Genomic DNA, 16,070 nt, shown 5'->3' with positions numbered 1-16,070 from the left:
CACCGTGACGGATGCACCGATCGGAGTCTTCGACAGCGGGGTCGGCGGGCTCACGGTGGCCCGCGCGATCATCGACCAACTGCCGCGCGAGAGCATCCGGTACGTCGGCGACACCGTGCACTCGCCGTACGGCCCGAAGCCCATCGCCGACGTCCGCCGCTACGCGCTCGAGGTCATGGACGACCTGGTGGAACTCGGCGTCAAGGCACTCGTCATCGCCTGCAACACCGCGTCGTCGGCCGTGCTCCGCGATGCCCGCGAACGGTACGAGCAGGCGTACGGCATCCCGGTGGTCGAGGTCATCCAGCCCGCCGCCCGCGCCGCCGTGAAGCAGACCAGGACCGGGCGCATCGGCGTCATCGGCACGGTCGGCACCATCACCTCGCGCGCCTACGAGGACGCCTTCGCCGTGGCCTCGGACGTCAGCCTGACCCTGGCGGCGTGCCCGCGCTTCGTCGAGTTCGTCGAGGCGGGGGACACCTCGTCGCCGGAGCTGCGCGAGGTCGCAGCCGGGTACCTCGACCCGATCCGCGCCGCCGACGTCGACACCCTCGTGCTCGGCTGCACCCACTACCCGCTGATGTCCGCCGCCATCCAGTACGTGATGGGCCCGGACGTCACCCTGGTGTCGAGTGCCGAGGAGACCGCCAGCGACGTGTACCGCCGGCTCGTCGAGCACGGCCTCGAACGCACCTCCACCACCGCCCCGACGTACTCGTTCGAGTCGACCGGCGACGACGAGGACGGGTTCCTGCGGCTCGCCCGCCGGTTCCTCGGCCCCGAGATCGTCCGCGTCGGCCACCTCGAGACCGGCGCCATCACGCTGCCCCGTGGGCGGGCCTGAGCGGCGACCAGCCGCCAGCCGCCGCCCGCCCCGATGACCCGCACCGCGCCTCCAGGCCGGACCGAAAGGACACCATGACCACCCGCATCGACGGCCGCCAGGCCGAGGAACACCGTCCCGTCACCATCGAGCGGGGGTGGAGCACGCAGGCCGAGGGCAGCGCGCTCATCTCGTTCGGCAACACCAAGGTGCTCTGCACCGCCTCGTTCACGAACGGCGTGCCCCGTTGGCTCGCCGGCAAGGGCACCGGCTGGGTCACCGCCGAGTACTCGATGCTGCCGCGGTCGACGAACGAGCGCATGCAGCGCGAGTCGATCAAGGGCAAGGTCGGCGGCCGCACCCACGAGATCTCCCGGCTGATCGGGCGTTCGCTCCGCGCCGTGGTCGACACGAAGGCCCTCGGGGAGAACACCCTGGTCATCGACTGCGACGTGCTGCAGGCCGACGGCGGCACCCGCACGGCGTCGATCACCGGCGCCTACGTGGCGATGGTCGACGCGATCGAGTGGGGCCGCGGCAAGGGCTTCATCGGCAAGAAGGCCACCCCGCTCACCGACAGCGTGCAGGCGATCTCGGTCGGCATCGTCAAGGGCGAGCCGATGCTCGACCTGGCGTACACCGAGGACTCCGCCGCCGACACCGACATGAACATCGTCACGACCGGGTCGGGTAAGTTCATCGAGGTGCAGGGGACCGCCGAGCACGCGCCGTTCGACCGCGACGAGCTGAACGTCCTGCTCGACCTGGGCCTGGCCGGCAACCAGTCGCTCGCGGCGATCCAGAAGACCGTGCTGGGGCTGGCGTGACCGGCACCGTCGTCCTGGCCACCCACAACCAGGGCAAGGTCGTGGAACTGCGCGAGATCCTCGGGTCAGCGCTGGGCGAGGGTGTCGAGCTCGTCGGGTACGACGGCCCCGAGCCGGTCGAGGACGGCGACACCTACGCCGCGAACGCCCTGATCAAGGCCCGTGCCGCGGTCGCGCACACCGGGCTGCCGGCGCTCGCCGACGACTCCGGCATCGCGGTCGACGCGCTCGACGGCGCCCCGGGCATCCACTCGGCGCGGTACGCGGGCACACGGTCGGACGCCGACAACATCGCGCTGCTGCTGCAGAACCTCGACGGCGTCGTGGAGCGGACCGCCGCCTTCGTGTGCGCGGCCGCGTTCGTCACGCCCGACGGGTTCGAGCACGTGGTCGAGGCGGTGTGGAACGGCGAGGTGCTGACCGCGCCGGTCGGCGACGGCGGACACGGCTACGACCCGGTGTTCCGGCCGGACGACGCCGATCGCTCGTCGGCCGAGCTCACCCGCGACGAGAAGAACGCGCTGTCGCACCGCAGCAAGGCGTTCCGGGGCATCGCGCCGGTCGTGCGGGAGCACTTCGGGTTCTGAACTGCCCACCTGCGACGACGACAGGCCCACACCGAACGGTGTGGGCCTGTCGTGTTCGGTCCGGCTACAGCTGCGGGTCGACGGCGGTCGACTCGGCCTGGTGCTCGTGCTTCTTCGCCTTGCGGGCGTTCCGGATGTAGGTCAGCGCCATCGGCACGACGGTGACCAGGACTGCGGCGAGCAGGATGATGTCGATGTACTCGCGCACGATGTGGGCGACGAACGGGATGTGCCCGATGAAGTACCCGAGGAACGTCACGCCGACGCCCCAGACGACGGCGCCGATCGCGTTGTAGAGCGAGTACTTCTTGTAGTCCATGCGGCCGACGCCGGCGGCGATCGGCGCGAAGGTGCGGACGACCGGCACGAAGCGCGCCAGGATCACCGCGAGCGGGCCGAAGCGGTGGAAGAACGCGTTGGTCCGCTCGACGTTCGCCTTGGAGAACAGACCGCTCTCCTTGCGCTCGAAGATCGGCGGACCGGCCTTCTTGCCGATGTAGTAGCCGAGCTCCCCACCGAGGAACGCCGCCGCACCAATCATCAGGGCCGCGACCCAGATCGGGATGCCGCCGATCTCGCCGCCGCGGTCGAACGCGAACAGGCCGGTGATGACGAGCAGGCTGTCGCCCGGGAAGATGAAGCCGATCAGCAGACCGGTCTCGGCGAAGACGATCGCACAGACGACGAGCACGGCGACCGCCCCGAAGTGGTCGAGGATGTACTGCGGATCCAGCCATGGGATCAGGGCGAGTGCGACGGAGTGCATGTCTCTTCCGGTCGTGCAGATGCGGTGACGGGAGGGTCACCCGCACGACGAGGGTACCGTCCGCGCGTGACCGGAACGTCCCTCGGTGGTATGAGATGCGCGAGCACGCAACGGTCGGTGCGGAAGGAGGGACTCGAACCCTCACGCCTGGGGCACAGGAACCTAAATCCTGCGTGTCTACCGATTCCACCACTCCCGCGAGCAGCGGCAGTCTACCGAGCGGTGCCTGGTCGGCGGACGTCGGCCGGCGTCGGCGGACGTCGGTGCGTGCGCACGGTGCGCCGGACGTCACGTGGTGCGGGTTTGGCCGCTTCGTGCGCCGCAGCAGGTGCGCACAGAGCGGCCAGCGGCGTTGTGGGTGACCGTGTCGACATGGTGCGGTGTTCGTGGCGGGGGTGCGCCGTGCCTCCCGGGCGGTGGTGGTGCGCACGTGCGCACGGTGCGCCGGACGTCACGTGGTGCGGGTTTGGCCGCTTCGTGCGCCGCAGCAGGTACGCACGGAGCGGGGAACCTCGCACGGAGCGGCGGGACGCGCACCGTGCGCCGCCCGCGCAGCGCGCAGCGCGCAGCGCGCAGCACGCAGCGCGCGCGTCAGCGGAGCTGCCGCGGCAGGTACCGCGGCACGTACCGCAGCAGCACACCGGCACCGATCAGGCCCAGCACGCCCATCACGCCGCTCGCCACCGCGATCGTCGCGACGGCCGTCACCCCGGAGATCACGAGCGGTGCCGCTGCCGACCCGAAGTCGCCGGTGAACCGCCAGGCTCCGAGGAACGGCGCCGGGTCGTCGCGCGGGGCGAGGTCGGCGCCGAGCGTCATGAGGATGCCGGAGCCGACGCCGTTCGCGAGCGACATCCCCATCGCGATCCCGACGAACCAGCCGACCCGCGCGTCGAGGTGCCCGCTCCAGGCGAGCAGGAAGTAGCTGATGCTCAGCCCGAGCATGCAGGGGAGTGCGCTCGCCAACCGCCCCCAGCGGTCCATGATCTGGCCGCTCGTGTAGAACAGCGCGAAGTCGACGGCACCGGCGATGCCGATGATCAACGCAGCCGTCGAGTCGTTCAACCCGACACTGACCGCCCACAGCGGCAGGATCACCTGGCGTCCGGCGCGCATCGCGCCGATGAGCGCGGCGCCGCTGCCGAGTCGCAGCAGCACGGCCCGGTTCGTGCGCAGGGTCCGGAAGAGGCCGTGCGCCTCCTTGCCGACGAAGACCGCTCCGGTGTCGGTGGACGGCTCCGTCACGCCGGTCGCGTCCGACCCCGACCGGGAGGCCCGTGGCGGCATCCGCAGACCGCGTGCGCCCGTCGCCGGGTCGCGCAGCACCAGGAGCACGGCCGCCGCCGCCAGGCAGCACACGACGTGGATCCAGAAGGCGCTGGCGGTGGTGCCGGTCAGGTGGATCACACCGGCGGCGAGGAACGGCCCGACGAAGTACCCGAAGCGGAAGACCCCGCCCAGGCTCGACAGCGCCCGGGCACGGATGCGGACCGGGATCGCCGTGGTCATGTACGCGTGCCGCGCCAGGGCGAACACCGCGGTCGAGACGCCGACCAGGAACACCCCGAGGGCCAGCACCCACGCGTTCGCCGCGGTCGTGCAGACGACGAGGCCGCCGACCGACACCAGGGCGGCGCCGATCATCGCGTTCCGCTCGCCGATCCGCGCGACGACGATGCCCGACGGCACGTCGCCGATGAGTTCGCCGACCAGGATGAGCGACGCGACGAAGCCCGCGAACGCCAGGGTCGCGCCGAGGGAGTCCGCGGCGATCGGGATGATCGGGATGATCGCGCCCTCGCCGATGGCGAACAGCGCCGCGGGCAGGAACCCGGACAACAGGACGGACCGGAAGTCGAATGAGTCGTTCCCCGTCGTGGCCATCGCAGGGACAACGGTACGCCAGCGGTACGGCTTCGTCGGCGGGTTACCCTGGAGGCATGCGTGTTCTGGCGGCGATGAGCGGTGGGGTCGACTCGGCGGTGGCTGCTGCCCGGGCGGTCGACGCCGGGCACGACGTGGTCGGTGTGCACCTGGCGTTGAGCCGGATGCCGGGCACGCTCCGGACCGGCAGCCGCGGGTGCTGCACGATCGAGGACTCGATGGACGCCCAGCGCGCCGCGTCCGCCCTCGGCATCCCCTACTACGTGTGGGACTTCTCGGCCCGGTTCAAGGAGGACGTCGTCGACGACTTCGTCGCCGAGTACCAGGCCGGCCGCACCCCGAACCCCTGCATGCGGTGCAACGAGCGGATCAAGTTCGCGGCGCTGCTCGAGAAGGCGCTGGCGCTGGGCTTCGACGCCGTCGCGACCGGGCACTACGCCTCGATCGTCACCGGCCCGGACGGCTCCCGCGAACTCCACCGGTCGGCCGCGTGGGCGAAGGACCAGTCCTACGTGCTCGGGGTCCTGACCGCCGAGCAGCTGCAGCACGCGATGTTCCCGCTCGGGGCGACCCCGTCGAAGGACGAGGTCCGGGCCGAGGCCGCCGAGCGTGGGCTGACGGTCGCGCAGAAGCCCGACTCCTACGACATCTGCTTCATCCCGGACGGCGACACCCGTGGCTGGCTCGCCGACCGTGTCGGCAGCGAGACCGGTGACGTCGTCGAGCGCGACGGCACCGTCGTCGGTTCCCACGACGGCGCGCACGGCTACACGGTCGGGCAGCGCCGCGGACTGTCGCTCGGGCGCCCCGCCGCCGACGGCAAGCCCCGGTTCGTGCTCGAGATCCGCCCGAAGGACAACACCGTCGTGGTCGGTCCGAAGGAGGCCCTGGCCGTGTCGTCGATGTCGGGCTCCCGCTTCACCTGGGCCGGCACCGCACCGGCCGACCCGCAGACGCCGTTCGCGTGCGACGTGCAGATCCGGGCGCACGCCGACCCGGTGCCGGCGACCGCGCGGGTGCAGGACGACGTGCTCGTGATCGACGTCGACGAGCCGCTCCACGGGGTCGCCCCAGGCCAGACGGCCGTGGTCTACGTCGGCACCCGGGTGCTCGGACAGTGCACGATCGACAACACCGTCAGCGCCGTCCCCATCGACGCCTGAGACCGCCGCTCCCGGGCGGTGGGTCCGCTGCACGCGCCGTCGGTGGCACACGGTAGAACTGATGACATGAGCGAGACCGACGCCACGTTCGAGACCATCGACCCCGACGGGCTCGACGCCGCCCAGGCCGGGCGCGAGGTCGACCGGCTGCGGGCCCGCATCAACGAGCTGCGACAGGCGTACTACCAGGGCGACAACGGATCACCGGAAGCCGATGCCGACTACGACGTGCTGGTCCGCCGGCTCGACGCGATCGAGCAGCGGTTCCCGGAGCTCCTGACCGAGGACAGCCCGACCCAGACCGTCGGCGGCCAGGCGCAGACGACGCAGTTCGCGCCGGTCGAGCACGCCGAGCGGATGCTGTCGCTCGACAACGTGTTCAGCCCGGACGAGCTCACCGAGTGGGCCGTCAAGGTACAGCGCGACGCCGGTGCCGAGCGGGTCCGGTTCCTGACCGAGCTGAAGATCGACGGCCTCGCGATCAACCTGCGCTACGAGCACGGCCGGTTGGTGTCGGCGGCGACCCGTGGTGACGGCGTCGTGGGCGAGGACGTCACCGGCAACGTCCGGACCATGGGCACGATCCCGGACCGGCTGTCGGGCACCGGCCACCCGCCCCTGGTCGAGGTCCGCGGCGAGATCTTCTTCCCGGTCGCCGAGTTCGACGAGCTCAACGCGAACCAGCGCGAGGCGGGGGAGCGGGTCTTCGCCAACCCGCGCAACGCCGCCGCCGGGTCCCTCCGCCAGAAGGAAGAGGGCAAGTCCGAGGCGAAGCGCGCGCTCATGGTCGACCGGCTCCGGCGCTTGCGGATGCTGGTGCACGGCATCGGCGCGTGGCCCGTGCGCGAGCTCGAGCAGGAGACCGACGTCCGCTCGCAGTCCGAGGTGTACGAGCTGCTCGAGACCTGGGGCCTGCCGACGAGCAGCCACTACCGGGTCTTCGACACCATCGACGAGGTGAACGCCTTCGTCCGCTCCACGGGCGACCGCCGTGCGTCGGTCGAGCACCAGATCGACGGCGTCGTCATCAAGGTCGACGACCTCGCCCTGCACGAGGAACTCGGCTCGACGTCTCGTGCGCCCCGGTGGGCGATCGCGTACAAGTACCCGCCGGAAGAAGTCCACACGAAGCTCGTCGACATCGTCGTCAGCGTCGGTCGGACGGGGCGTGCGACCCCGTTCGCGGTGATGGCCCCGGCCGAGGTCGCCGGGTCGGTCGTCCGCCAGGCCACCCTGCACAACCAGCAGGTGGTCAAGGCGAAGGGCGTCCTGATCGGCGACACCGTCGTGCTGCGGAAGGCCGGCGACGTCATCCCCGAGGTCCTGGGGCCGGTCGTCGACCTGCGCGACGGCACGGAGCGCGAGTTCGTGATGCCGACGCACTGCCCGGAGTGCGGCACCGAGCTCGCCCCCGCGAAGGAAGGCGACATCGACCTCCGCTGCCCGAACGCGAAGAGCTGCCCCGCGCAGGTCCGCGGTCGGATCGAGCACATCGCATCGCGCGGCTCCCTCGACATCGAGGGCCTCGGCGAGGTCGCAGCCGCAGCGCTCACGCAGCCGCTGCACCCGGAGACCCCGCCGCTCGTGACCGAGGCTGGGCTGTTCGACCTGACGATGCAGGACATCGTCCCGATCGAGGTGATCGTCCGCGACGCCGAGACCGGCATGGAGAAGGTCGACGACGCCGGTGCCCCGAAGCGCGTGACCCCGTTCAGCCGCGCGCGCAAGAAGACCGACCCGCCGTTCGACCCCGAAGCACGCGGTGCGGACTACACCGGCGAGCCGAGCCGCTTCCCGTCGAAGAACGCGTTCGAGATGCTCGCGAACATCGACGCGGCGAAGACGAAACCACTCTGGCGCATCATGGTGGGGCTGAGCATCCGCCACGTCGGACCGGTCGCGGCGCGGGCACTCGCGAACCACTTCGGGTCGCTCGACCGGATCCGCAGTGCCTCGCGTGAGGAACTCGCGGCGGTCGACGGGGTCGGCGGGATCATCGCCGACGCCCTGCTCGCGTGGTTCGAGGTCGACTGGCACCGCGAGATCATCGACCGCTGGACGACGGCGGGCGTGCAGTTCACCACGCCGGACCACCCCGGCCCCGGGGGCGCGACGGCTTCGGGCGGTGTCCTGAGCGGCGTCACGGTCGTGGCGACCGGATCGCTCGAGGGGTACACACGCGAGGGTGCGCTGGAGGCGATCATCACCGCCGGCGGCAAGGCGGCGTCGAGCGTCAGCAAGAAGACCGACTTCGTCGCCGCGGGTCCCGGGGCCGGGTCGAAGCTCACGAAGGCCGAGCAGCTGGGGCTCCGGATCATCGACGCCGAGCAGTTCCACCTGCTCGTGACCGAGGGGCCGAGCGCGCTCCCCGAGCCGGAGGTCCCCGCGCCCGAGGGCTGAGCCGGGGCGACGAGCACGACCGCGATGCGGCCGCACGCTGCGGCGCGCCGTGCAACGCACCCAGTTCGGGGGACAAGTTGCATCGCGCATGACCGATCCTCGGGCATTCTCCTTACACTCGACAGAGCATCACCCGTCGTCTGCAGGGAGACGGCGGGACGGCCTTCCAGGGGGAGACCCGATTGCTGCTCATCGCCGCGGCTCTGCTCACCGCCTCGATGCACTCGCTCGGAGTGGTCGAGGCCCCCGTCGCGCCTCCGACCCATGCCGCCACGGCCACCGTGACGGTCGCGCTCGTCTCCGAGCGCCACACGGTGCCGCAGCCGGTCATGACCGGGGGACAGATCGACGTCGACACCGTGGCCGACGCGCACGGTCGGGCGTTCCTCGACGACCTCGGGGTCCTCGGCGCGGGTGACCTGCGCCGCGCCGCCGACGACCGCCGTGTCGTGGCGACCGCCCAGGACGACCCGCCCGCGGCGGCCGTCGTCGCGCAGTGGTGGGCGGGACTGGGCGCCGACGAACAGGGCACGCTCCTGGTCCACGCGCCGTCGATCATCGGCAACCTCGAGGGCGTGCCGTACGCCGTCCGCGACCGCGCGAACCGGGCAACCCTGACCACCGGACTCGCCGACCCCGACACCGGCGCCGCGCACGCCGCGATGCTCGGCCAGGTGCGGGACTCGTTGCGGCGCGAACCCGGTGACCCGCAGCGGTTCCTCATCACGCTCGACAGCCGGGCGGCGGGCCGAGCGGCGATCAGCATCGGTGACCTCGACACCGCGGCGGACGTCACCGTCATCGTCCCCGGGATGTTCTTCACCGTGACCGGGCAGATGGCCGACTTCACGAACACCGCCAACGACCTGGCGAGCGAGCAGGCGACCCTCGCGCCGCTGGCCGCCGGTGGCTCCGGCGACGGGACGGGCGTCGCCGTCGTGGCGTGGATGGGTTACCGCACGCCGGACCTGTCGAACATCATGTCGCTCAGCCTCGCCGACTCCGGGGCGCACCGACTCGAGCGCACCGTCGACGGCCTGCGGCAGATCCGCGGCGGCGACCAGCCCCGGCTGAACATCGTGGCGCACTCGTACGGGTCGACGATGGCACTCATGGCGCTCGCCTCCGGACGGATGAGCGCCGACACCCTCACCGTGCTCGGGTCACCGGGCAGTGACGTCCGGTCGGCGGCGGACCTTGACGTCGCCTCGGACGAGGTGTTCGTGGGGGTCGCGCACAGCGACCCGATCGCGGGGTCCGGGTACTACGGCACGGACCCGGGCGGTTCGTCGTTCGGCGCCACCGTGATGAACCTGGCCGGCGGTGCCGACGCACTGGCCGCCGGGGAGCTGTTCCGCCGTCCAGTCGGGCACAACGACTACCTCAAGCCGGGCACCGCATCGCTGCACGACGTCGCCCTGATCGGGATCGGCCGTGGTGACCTCGTCCGTGAGCAGGTCCGACGCGGCAGCACCGGTGACGACGGCGTCGTCGGAGCGTCGGTCGACATGTACCTGGTCCGTCCGCAGGACCTGCAGCCGCGCGACTGACGGGGTGCGGCCCTGGGCGTGACCGGATCGTGACCGGCGGCCGACGTGCCGGGGCCGCACCGGGCCTCCCGGCCGGATCCGCGACCCCGCGCGGATCGCGACCCGCGACAGGTGTTGCCTGAGCGGCAACCTGAGCGACGGCGCAGCCTCAGTCGGTTCCACGGCAGAACCAGTACAGCCCGCCTCCCTACGGTTCGGGGCATGCGTGTGGTGCGATGGCCTGGTGCTCTCCTGATGTTCGTGGTGATGTCCGTGCTCGCCGGCATGCTCGTCGCCGTCGCGGTGACGCCCGCGGTCGCCGTGGCGGGTGAGGGCACCTCGGGTGCGGTCGCGTTCTTCGAGGACCTGCCGAGCTACCTCGACGTGCAGACGCCGCAGCAGGTGTCGTCGGTGTACGCGACGAAGGGCGGCAAGCAGGTCAAGATCGCGTCGTTCTACGCCGAGAACCGGACGAACGTCACGGCGGACCAGATGGCGGACACGCTCAAGGAGGCCGCCATCGACACCGAGGACCCCCGCTACCAGGACGAGGGCGGTATCGACGTCCTCGGCACGCTGCGCGGAGTCGCCGCGACCGTCGTCGGTGGCGACGTCCAGGGCGGATCGAGCATCACGCAGCAGTACGTCAAGAACGTCCTCGTGCAGCAGTGCGAGGAACTCACCGGCAAGGACCAGGCCGCCACGGCGAAGAAGGTGGAGGCCTGCTACGAGGACGCGGCCGGCGTCACCCCGCAGCGGAAGCTGCAGGAGATGCGGTACGCGATCGCCGTGAACAAGAAGTACTCGAAGGACGACATCCTGACCGGGTACCTGAACATCGTCGGGCTCGGCGGTCGGGTGTACGGCGCCGAGGCCGGTGCGGAGTACTACTTCGGGGTGCACGCGAAGGACCTGTCGCTCGTGCAGTCGGCCACGCTCGTGGCGATCCTCAACAACCCCTCGAACCTGCGCATCGACGTGCCCGGTGACAAGGCGAACGGGCAGGCGAACGGCTACGCGCTCACCAAGGAGCGACGCGACTACGTGCTCCGCCGCATGCAGGCGCACGGGTCGATCACGAAGGCCGAGATGACGAAGGCCATCGCGACCCCGGTCACGCCGAAGATCACCGAGACCGCGAACGGCTGCTCGACCGCGGCGACGAACCACGACGCCGGCTACTTCTGCGACTACGTCCGCGACCAGGTGCTGCAGGACCCGGCGTTCGGCAAGACCGCCGCGGCGCGCATCGCGACGCTCGACACCAAGGGCCTGCAGATCCACACCTCGCTCGACCTCGACCTGCAGGACCAGGCGCAGACCGCACTGTCGACCTACGTGCCGGCCACGATGGCGGGCGTCGACGTCGGCGGCTCCAACGTCACCGTCGAGCCCGGCACCGGACGCATCATGTCGATGGTGCAGAACACGTCGTACACACAGGGCGACAACGCCGCAGCGGGGTCGACCGCGGTGGACTACAGCGCGGACTCCGGCTACGGCAACTCCGGCGGGTTCCAGACCGGGTCCACCTACAAGGTGTTCACCCTGGCCGAGTGGCTCGCGACCGGCCACACGCTCTCCGAATCGATCTCGACCACCGAGCACACGTTCCAGAACTCGGAGTTCACGAACTCGTGCCAGAACGTCAGCGGTGGGACGTGGCCGGTCGCGAACGCCGAGTCCGTGCCGGCGTCGATGACCGTGCAGGCCGCCACCGTCGAGTCGATCAACACCGCGTTCGGCGCGATGGGGAAGCAGCTCGACCTCTGCAAGATCGCGCAGCTCGCGCAGTCGATGGGCATCCACCGCGCCGACGGCGGTGCCCTCGGGCAGACCCCCTCGTCGATCCTCGGCGTCAACGAACTGTCGCCGATCGACCTGGCCGAGGCGTACGCCGGCTTCGCGAACGGCGGCGTCGTCTGCACGCCGACCGCGATCGACTCGGTCACCGAGGCGGACGGCACGAAGATCACCCCGACGCCGTCGTCCTGCACGCAGGGGGTCTCGGCGGACGTCGCCGGCACCGTCGACTACGCGCTGCAGGGCGTGCTGTCCGGCTCCGGCACCGCCGCCAGTGCGAACCCCGGCGACAGCGTGCCGAAGTTCGCGAAGACCGGCACCACCGACGGCGACGTGCAGAACTGGCTCGTCGCGTCGTCGACGAAGTACACGAACGCCACCTGGATCGGGAACGTGCAGGGGAGCGTGAGCCTGGCGAACTGGCCGTTCCTGCAGGGCACCACCGGGTACAGCGCGAAGTTCGGGGTCGGGAAGTCGATGATGGCGTACCTGGACCAGACGGTCGGCGGGGACGCCCTGCCCACGCCGAGCCAGGCGATGATCGGGCAGGCGAGCCACTCGTCGCAGTCGTCGCAGTCGCAGTCCTCGGCGTCGTCGGGATCCGGCGCGTCGCAGGCCGACCAGTCGACGCCGACCACGCCGACGCAGACGGCGGCTCCCGCTGCTCCGGATGCACCTGCGGCGCCGGCGGCACCCGCCGCCACGGCGGCTCCGGCAGCGGGCGACCAGAACGGGAAGTGACCGCTCGGGTCCACGCCGCCTGGAGGCCCGTCACCGGTCCGCCGGACCGGTGACGGGCCTCCGTGCGGCCGTGCACAGCCGCGCCTGCGCGATCGACCGCAGCCAATAGACTGTCGGACGTCCACGAACCGATCGACGGAGCACCATGCCTGACATCACGAGCGAGCAGGTCGCGCACCTGGCGAACCTCGCGCGTATCGCACTCACGCCCGACGAGATCGAGAAGCTGACCGGGGAGCTGTCGCACATCGTCGAGAGCGTCGCCAAGGTCGCCGAGGTCGCGACCGACGACGTCCCGCTGACGAGCCACCCCGTGCCGCTCGGCAACGTCACCCGACCCGACGTCGTCGGCCAGACGCTGACGCAGGAGCAGGCGCTCTCCGGAGCGCCGGACTCCGACGGCGAACGGTTCCGAGTGACCGCCATCCTGGGAGAAGAACAGTGACCGACATCACGCGGATGAGCGCCGCGGCGCTCGCCGACGCCCTCGTGGCGCGCGACGTCTCGAGCGTCGAGGCCACGCAGGCCCACCTCGACCGCATCGCCGCCGTCGACGGCGACGTGCACGCCTTCCTGCACGTCAACCAGAACGCCATCGCCGTCGCGAAGTCGATCGACTCGCGTCGCTCGGCCGGCGACGACCTCGGGCCCCTCGCCGGTGTCCCGATCGCGATCAAGGACGTCCTGTGCACGCAGGACATGCCGACCACCTCGGGCTCGAAGATCCTCGAAGGGTGGATGCCGCCGTACGACGCCACCCCGGTCGCGAAGCTCCGCGCCGCCGGCCTCGTGCCGCTCGGCAAGACCAACATGGACGAGTTCGCGATGGGCTCGACCACCGAGTTCTCCGCGTACGGGCCGACCCACAACCCGTGGGACCTCGACCGCATCCCCGGCGGCTCCGGCGGTGGCTCGGCCGCTGCCGTCGCCGCGCACGAGGCACCCATCGCCCTCGGCTCCGACACCGGTGGCTCGATCCGTCAGCCCGGCGCCGTCACCGGCACCGTCGGTGTGAAGCCGACCTACGGCGGGGTCAGCCGCTACGGCGCGATCGCCCTGGCGTCCAGCCTCGACCAGATCGGCCCGGTCGCCCGCACCGTCCTCGACGCCGCGCTCCTGCACGACGTCATCGGCGGGCACGACCCGCGCGACTCCACCTCGATCCCCGACGCCTGGCCCTCGATGGCCGCCGCCGCCCGCGAAGGACTGCAGGCGGACACGCTGCGCGGTCTGCGCGTCGGCGTGGTGAAGGAACTCGCCGGGGGCGACGGCTTCCAGGCCGGCGTCACGCAGCGCTTCCAGGAGACCGTCGCCCTGCTCGAGTCGGCCGGTGCGGTCGTCGTCGAGATCGACGCCCCGTCGTTCGCCTACGCGATCAGCGCCTACTACCTGATCCTGCCGGCCGAGGCCTCGTCGAACCTGGCGAAGTTCGACTCGGTGCGCTTCGGCCTGCGCGTCACGCCGGAGAACGGCGCGACGGTTGAGGACGTCATGGCCGCCACGCGCGAAGCCGGGTTCGGTCCCGAGGTGAAGCGTCGCATCATCCTCGGCACCTACGCCCTGAGCGCCGGGTACTACGACGCCTACTACGGCTCGGCGCAGAAGGTCCGCACGCTCGTGCAGCGCGACTTCCAGGCCGCGTTCGACCAGGTCGACCTGCTCATCAGCCCGTCGGCCCCGACGACCGCGTTCCCGATCGGTGAGCGCATCGACGACCCGCTCGCGATGTACCTCAACGACCTCACCACGATCCCGGCGAACCTGGCGGGCGTGCCCGGCATGAGCATCCCGAACGGCCTCGCACCCGAGGACGGTCTGCCCGTCGGCGTCCAGCTGATGGCCCCGCAGCGCGAGGACGCCCGCCTGTACCGCTACGGTGCGGCGCTCGAGCGTCTGCTCGAACAGCAGTGGGGAGCCCCGCTCATCGACCGGATCCCGGACCTCGACCAGAGTCAGCAGTCGGCTGCGCAGGAAGGTGTGATCTGATGGCGCAGAAGGACGCGCTCATGGACTTCGACGAGGCACTGGAGCGCTACGAGCCGGTGCTCGGCTTCGAGGTGCACGTCGAACTCGCGACGAAGACCAAGATGTTCTCGGACGCGCCGAACTTCTTCGGTGGCGAGCCGAACACGAACGTGACGCCGGTCGACCTCGGGCTGCCCGGGTCGCTGCCCGTCGTCAACGCGCAGGCCGTCCGGTACTCGATCCAGCTCGGGCTCGCGCTCGGCTGCTCGATCGCCGAGTCGTCGCGGTTCGCCCGGAAGAACTACTTCTACCCGGACAACCCCAAGAACTACCAGGTCTCGCAGTTCGACGAGCCCATCGCGTTCGAGGGCGAGGTCGAGGTCGAACTGGCCGACGGCACGATCTTCAACGTCCCGATCGAGCGCGCCCACATGGAAGAGGACGCCGGCAAGCTGACGCACGTCGGTGGTGCCACCGGCCGCATCCAGGGTGCCGAGTACTCGCTCGTCGACTACAACCGCGCCGGTGTGCCGCTCGTCGAGATCGTCACGAAGCCGATCTTCGGTGCCGAGCACCGTGCCCCCGAGCTCGGTGCCGCGTACGTGCAGGTCATCCGCGACCTCGTGCGTGCACTCGGTGTCTCCGAGGCCCGCATGGAGCGCGGCAACCTGCGCTGCGACGCCAACATCTCGCTGCGCCCCCGCGGCCAGGAGAAGCTCGGCACCCGCACCGAGACGAAGAACGTCAACTCGTTCCGTGCAGTCGAGCGTGCGATCCGCTACGAGATCCAGCGCCAGGCCGCGATCCTGGCCGACGGCGGCTCGATCACGCAGGAGACCCGCCACTGGCACGAGGACACCGGCCGCACCTCGGCCGGCCGTCCGAAGTCGGACGCCGACGACTACCGCTACTTCCCCGAGCCCGACCTGCTGCCGGTCGTGCCGGACCCCGCGGTCGTCGAGGAGCTCCGTGCGTCCCTGCCCGAGGCCCCGGTGGCTCGCCGTCGTCGCCTCAAGGGTGACTGGGGCTTCGCCGACCTGGAGTTCCAGGACGTCGTGAACGGTGGGCTGCTCGACCAGGTCGAGGGCACCGTCGCCGCCGGAGCCGCGCCGCAGGCCGCCCGCAAGTGGTGGACCGGCGAGATCAGCCGGGTCGCGAACGCGCAGGACGCCGAGCCCGGCGACCTCGTGTCGCCGCAGCACGTCGCCGAGGTCATCGCCCTCGTCGAGTCCGGTGACCTGACCGACCGCCTGGCCCGCCAGGTGCTCGAGGGCGTCATCGCCGGCGAGGGCTCGCCGGCCCAGGTCGTCGAGGCCCGTGGGCTCAAGGTCGTGTCCGACGACTCGGCGCTGACCGCCGCGGTCGACGAGGCGCTCGCCGGCCAGCCGGACGTGCTGGCGAAGATCAAGGACGGCAAGGTCCAGGCCGCCGGCGCCATCATCGGTGCCGTCATGAAGGCCATGAAGGGCCAGGCGGACGCCGCCCGCGTCCGCGAGCTGGTGCTGGAGCGCGCGCAGCAGGCGTAGACGAGTTCCGGCGACGGACGGGAGGCGCGGTGCCAGCTGGCGCCGCGCCTCCCGTC

General features: G+C 71.1%; 12 protein-coding genes and 1 tRNA gene. 10 read left to right on the top strand and 3 right to left on the bottom strand.

Translation table 11 applies throughout. The features are described from left to right. Nucleotides 1-4 precede the first annotated feature (4 nt). The 3 genes from murI to rdgB all read left to right on the top strand — a co-directional run bounded on the left by murI (nucleotide 5) and on the right by rdgB (nucleotide 2,237). The gene (murI, locus tag ITJ60_RS13110) at nucleotides 5-844 is read left to right on the top strand and encodes a glutamate racemase (protein WP_123340801.1); all 840 of its coding nucleotides are present in this window, start codon (nucleotides 5-7) and stop codon (nucleotides 842-844) included. A 74-nt stretch (nucleotides 845-918) separates the two neighbouring features. After that, nucleotides 919-1,650 carry a ribonuclease PH gene (gene rph / locus ITJ60_RS13105; protein WP_123340732.1) on the top strand — a complete coding sequence of 244 codons (732 nt, stop codon included), beginning with the start codon at nucleotides 919-921 and terminating at the stop codon, nucleotides 1,648-1,650. Beyond that, on the top strand, nucleotides 1,647-2,237 hold the full coding sequence (gene rdgB, locus ITJ60_RS13100; protein ID WP_194648221.1) for an RdgB/HAM1 family non-canonical purine NTP pyrophosphatase: 591 nt from the start codon (nucleotides 1,647-1,649) through the stop codon (nucleotides 2,235-2,237). The genes rph and rdgB overlap by 4 nt, the downstream gene beginning before the upstream one ends. Before the next feature lie 64 nt (nucleotides 2,238-2,301). Here rdgB and ITJ60_RS13095 read toward each other — a convergent pair whose 3' ends face one another. From ITJ60_RS13095 to ITJ60_RS13085, 3 genes are all read right to left on the bottom strand, one after another. Continuing rightward, nucleotides 2,302-3,003: a DedA family protein gene (locus tag ITJ60_RS13095; protein WP_131878388.1), complete on the bottom strand. Its 702-nt coding sequence runs from the start codon at nucleotides 3,001-3,003 to the stop codon at nucleotides 2,302-2,304. A 118-nt stretch (nucleotides 3,004-3,121) separates the two neighbouring features. Then, nucleotides 3,122-3,202, bottom strand: a tRNA-Leu gene (locus ITJ60_RS13090). 392 nt (nucleotides 3,203-3,594) lie between these two features. Beyond that, entirely contained in the window at nucleotides 3,595-4,887 is a 1,293-nt protein-coding gene (locus ITJ60_RS13085) for an MFS transporter (protein WP_194648220.1), read from the bottom strand. A gap of 56 nt (nucleotides 4,888-4,943) precedes the next feature. Here ITJ60_RS13085 and mnmA point away from each other — a divergent pair, with 56 nt between their 5' ends. The 7 genes from mnmA to gatB all read left to right on the top strand — a co-directional run bounded on the left by mnmA (nucleotide 4,944) and on the right by gatB (nucleotide 16,014). Beyond that, nucleotides 4,944-6,050 (top strand): tRNA 2-thiouridine(34) synthase MnmA, encoded by a 1,107-nt coding sequence (gene mnmA / locus ITJ60_RS13080; RefSeq protein WP_194648219.1) that lies wholly within the window; start codon nucleotides 4,944-4,946, stop codon nucleotides 6,048-6,050. 66 nt (nucleotides 6,051-6,116) lie between these two features. Beyond that, nucleotides 6,117-8,450, top strand: coding sequence for an NAD-dependent DNA ligase LigA (ligA, locus tag ITJ60_RS13075; protein ID WP_194648218.1), 2,334 nt, complete (start codon nucleotides 6,117-6,119; stop codon nucleotides 8,448-8,450). Nucleotides 8,451-8,632: 182 nt separating this feature from the next. Then, entirely contained in the window at nucleotides 8,633-10,000 is a 1,368-nt protein-coding gene (locus tag ITJ60_RS13070) for an alpha/beta hydrolase (RefSeq protein ID WP_194648217.1), read from the top strand. Between the two features lie 201 nt (nucleotides 10,001-10,201). Then, the gene (locus ITJ60_RS13065) at nucleotides 10,202-12,523 is read left to right on the top strand and encodes a transglycosylase domain-containing protein (RefSeq protein ID WP_194648216.1); all 2,322 of its coding nucleotides are present in this window, start codon (nucleotides 10,202-10,204) and stop codon (nucleotides 12,521-12,523) included. Nucleotides 12,524-12,668: 145 nt separating this feature from the next. Beyond that, nucleotides 12,669-12,968, top strand: coding sequence for an Asp-tRNA(Asn)/Glu-tRNA(Gln) amidotransferase subunit GatC (gene gatC, locus ITJ60_RS13060; RefSeq protein ID WP_111085021.1), 300 nt, complete (start codon nucleotides 12,669-12,671; stop codon nucleotides 12,966-12,968). Next, entirely contained in the window at nucleotides 12,965-14,509 is a 1,545-nt protein-coding gene (gene gatA / locus ITJ60_RS13055; protein ID WP_111085022.1) for an Asp-tRNA(Asn)/Glu-tRNA(Gln) amidotransferase subunit GatA, read from the top strand. The genes gatC and gatA overlap by 4 nt, the downstream gene beginning before the upstream one ends. Beyond that, nucleotides 14,509-16,014: an Asp-tRNA(Asn)/Glu-tRNA(Gln) amidotransferase subunit GatB gene (gene gatB, locus ITJ60_RS13050; RefSeq protein WP_159573443.1), complete on the top strand. Its 1,506-nt coding sequence runs from the start codon at nucleotides 14,509-14,511 to the stop codon at nucleotides 16,012-16,014. Before gatA ends, gatB begins: the two co-directional genes overlap by 1 nt. Nucleotides 16,015-16,070: the final 56 nt, after the last annotated feature.

The organism is Curtobacterium sp. VKM Ac-2884, from assembly GCF_015350945.1.
In the GTDB taxonomy this organism is placed as follows: Bacteria; Actinomycetota; Actinomycetes; order Actinomycetales; family Microbacteriaceae; genus Curtobacterium.
Note: the sequence above shows the minus strand (reverse complement) of the source record. Positions and strands in the feature narration are given on the sequence as shown.

Excerpts from the sequence above, each read along its gene's own strand:
- rph (WP_123340732.1), top strand. The coding sequence starts at position 919 with ATGACCACCCGCATCGACGGCCGCCAGGCCGAGGAACACCGTCCCGTC.
- ITJ60_RS13095 (WP_131878388.1), bottom strand. The coding sequence starts at position 3,003 with ATGCACTCCGTCGCACTCGCCCTGATCCCATGGCTGGATCCGCAGTAC.
- ITJ60_RS13085 (WP_194648220.1), bottom strand. The coding sequence starts at position 4,887 with ATGGCCACGACGGGGAACGACTCATTCGACTTCCGGTCCGTCCTGTTG.
- mnmA (WP_194648219.1), top strand. The coding sequence starts at position 4,944 with ATGCGTGTTCTGGCGGCGATGAGCGGTGGGGTCGACTCGGCGGTGGCT.
- ligA (WP_194648218.1), top strand. The coding sequence starts at position 6,117 with ATGAGCGAGACCGACGCCACGTTCGAGACCATCGACCCCGACGGGCTC.
- ITJ60_RS13065 (WP_194648216.1), top strand. The coding sequence starts at position 10,202 with ATGCGTGTGGTGCGATGGCCTGGTGCTCTCCTGATGTTCGTGGTGATG.
- gatC (WP_111085021.1), top strand. The coding sequence starts at position 12,669 with ATGCCTGACATCACGAGCGAGCAGGTCGCGCACCTGGCGAACCTCGCG.
- gatB (WP_159573443.1), top strand. The coding sequence starts at position 14,509 with ATGGCGCAGAAGGACGCGCTCATGGACTTCGACGAGGCACTGGAGCGC.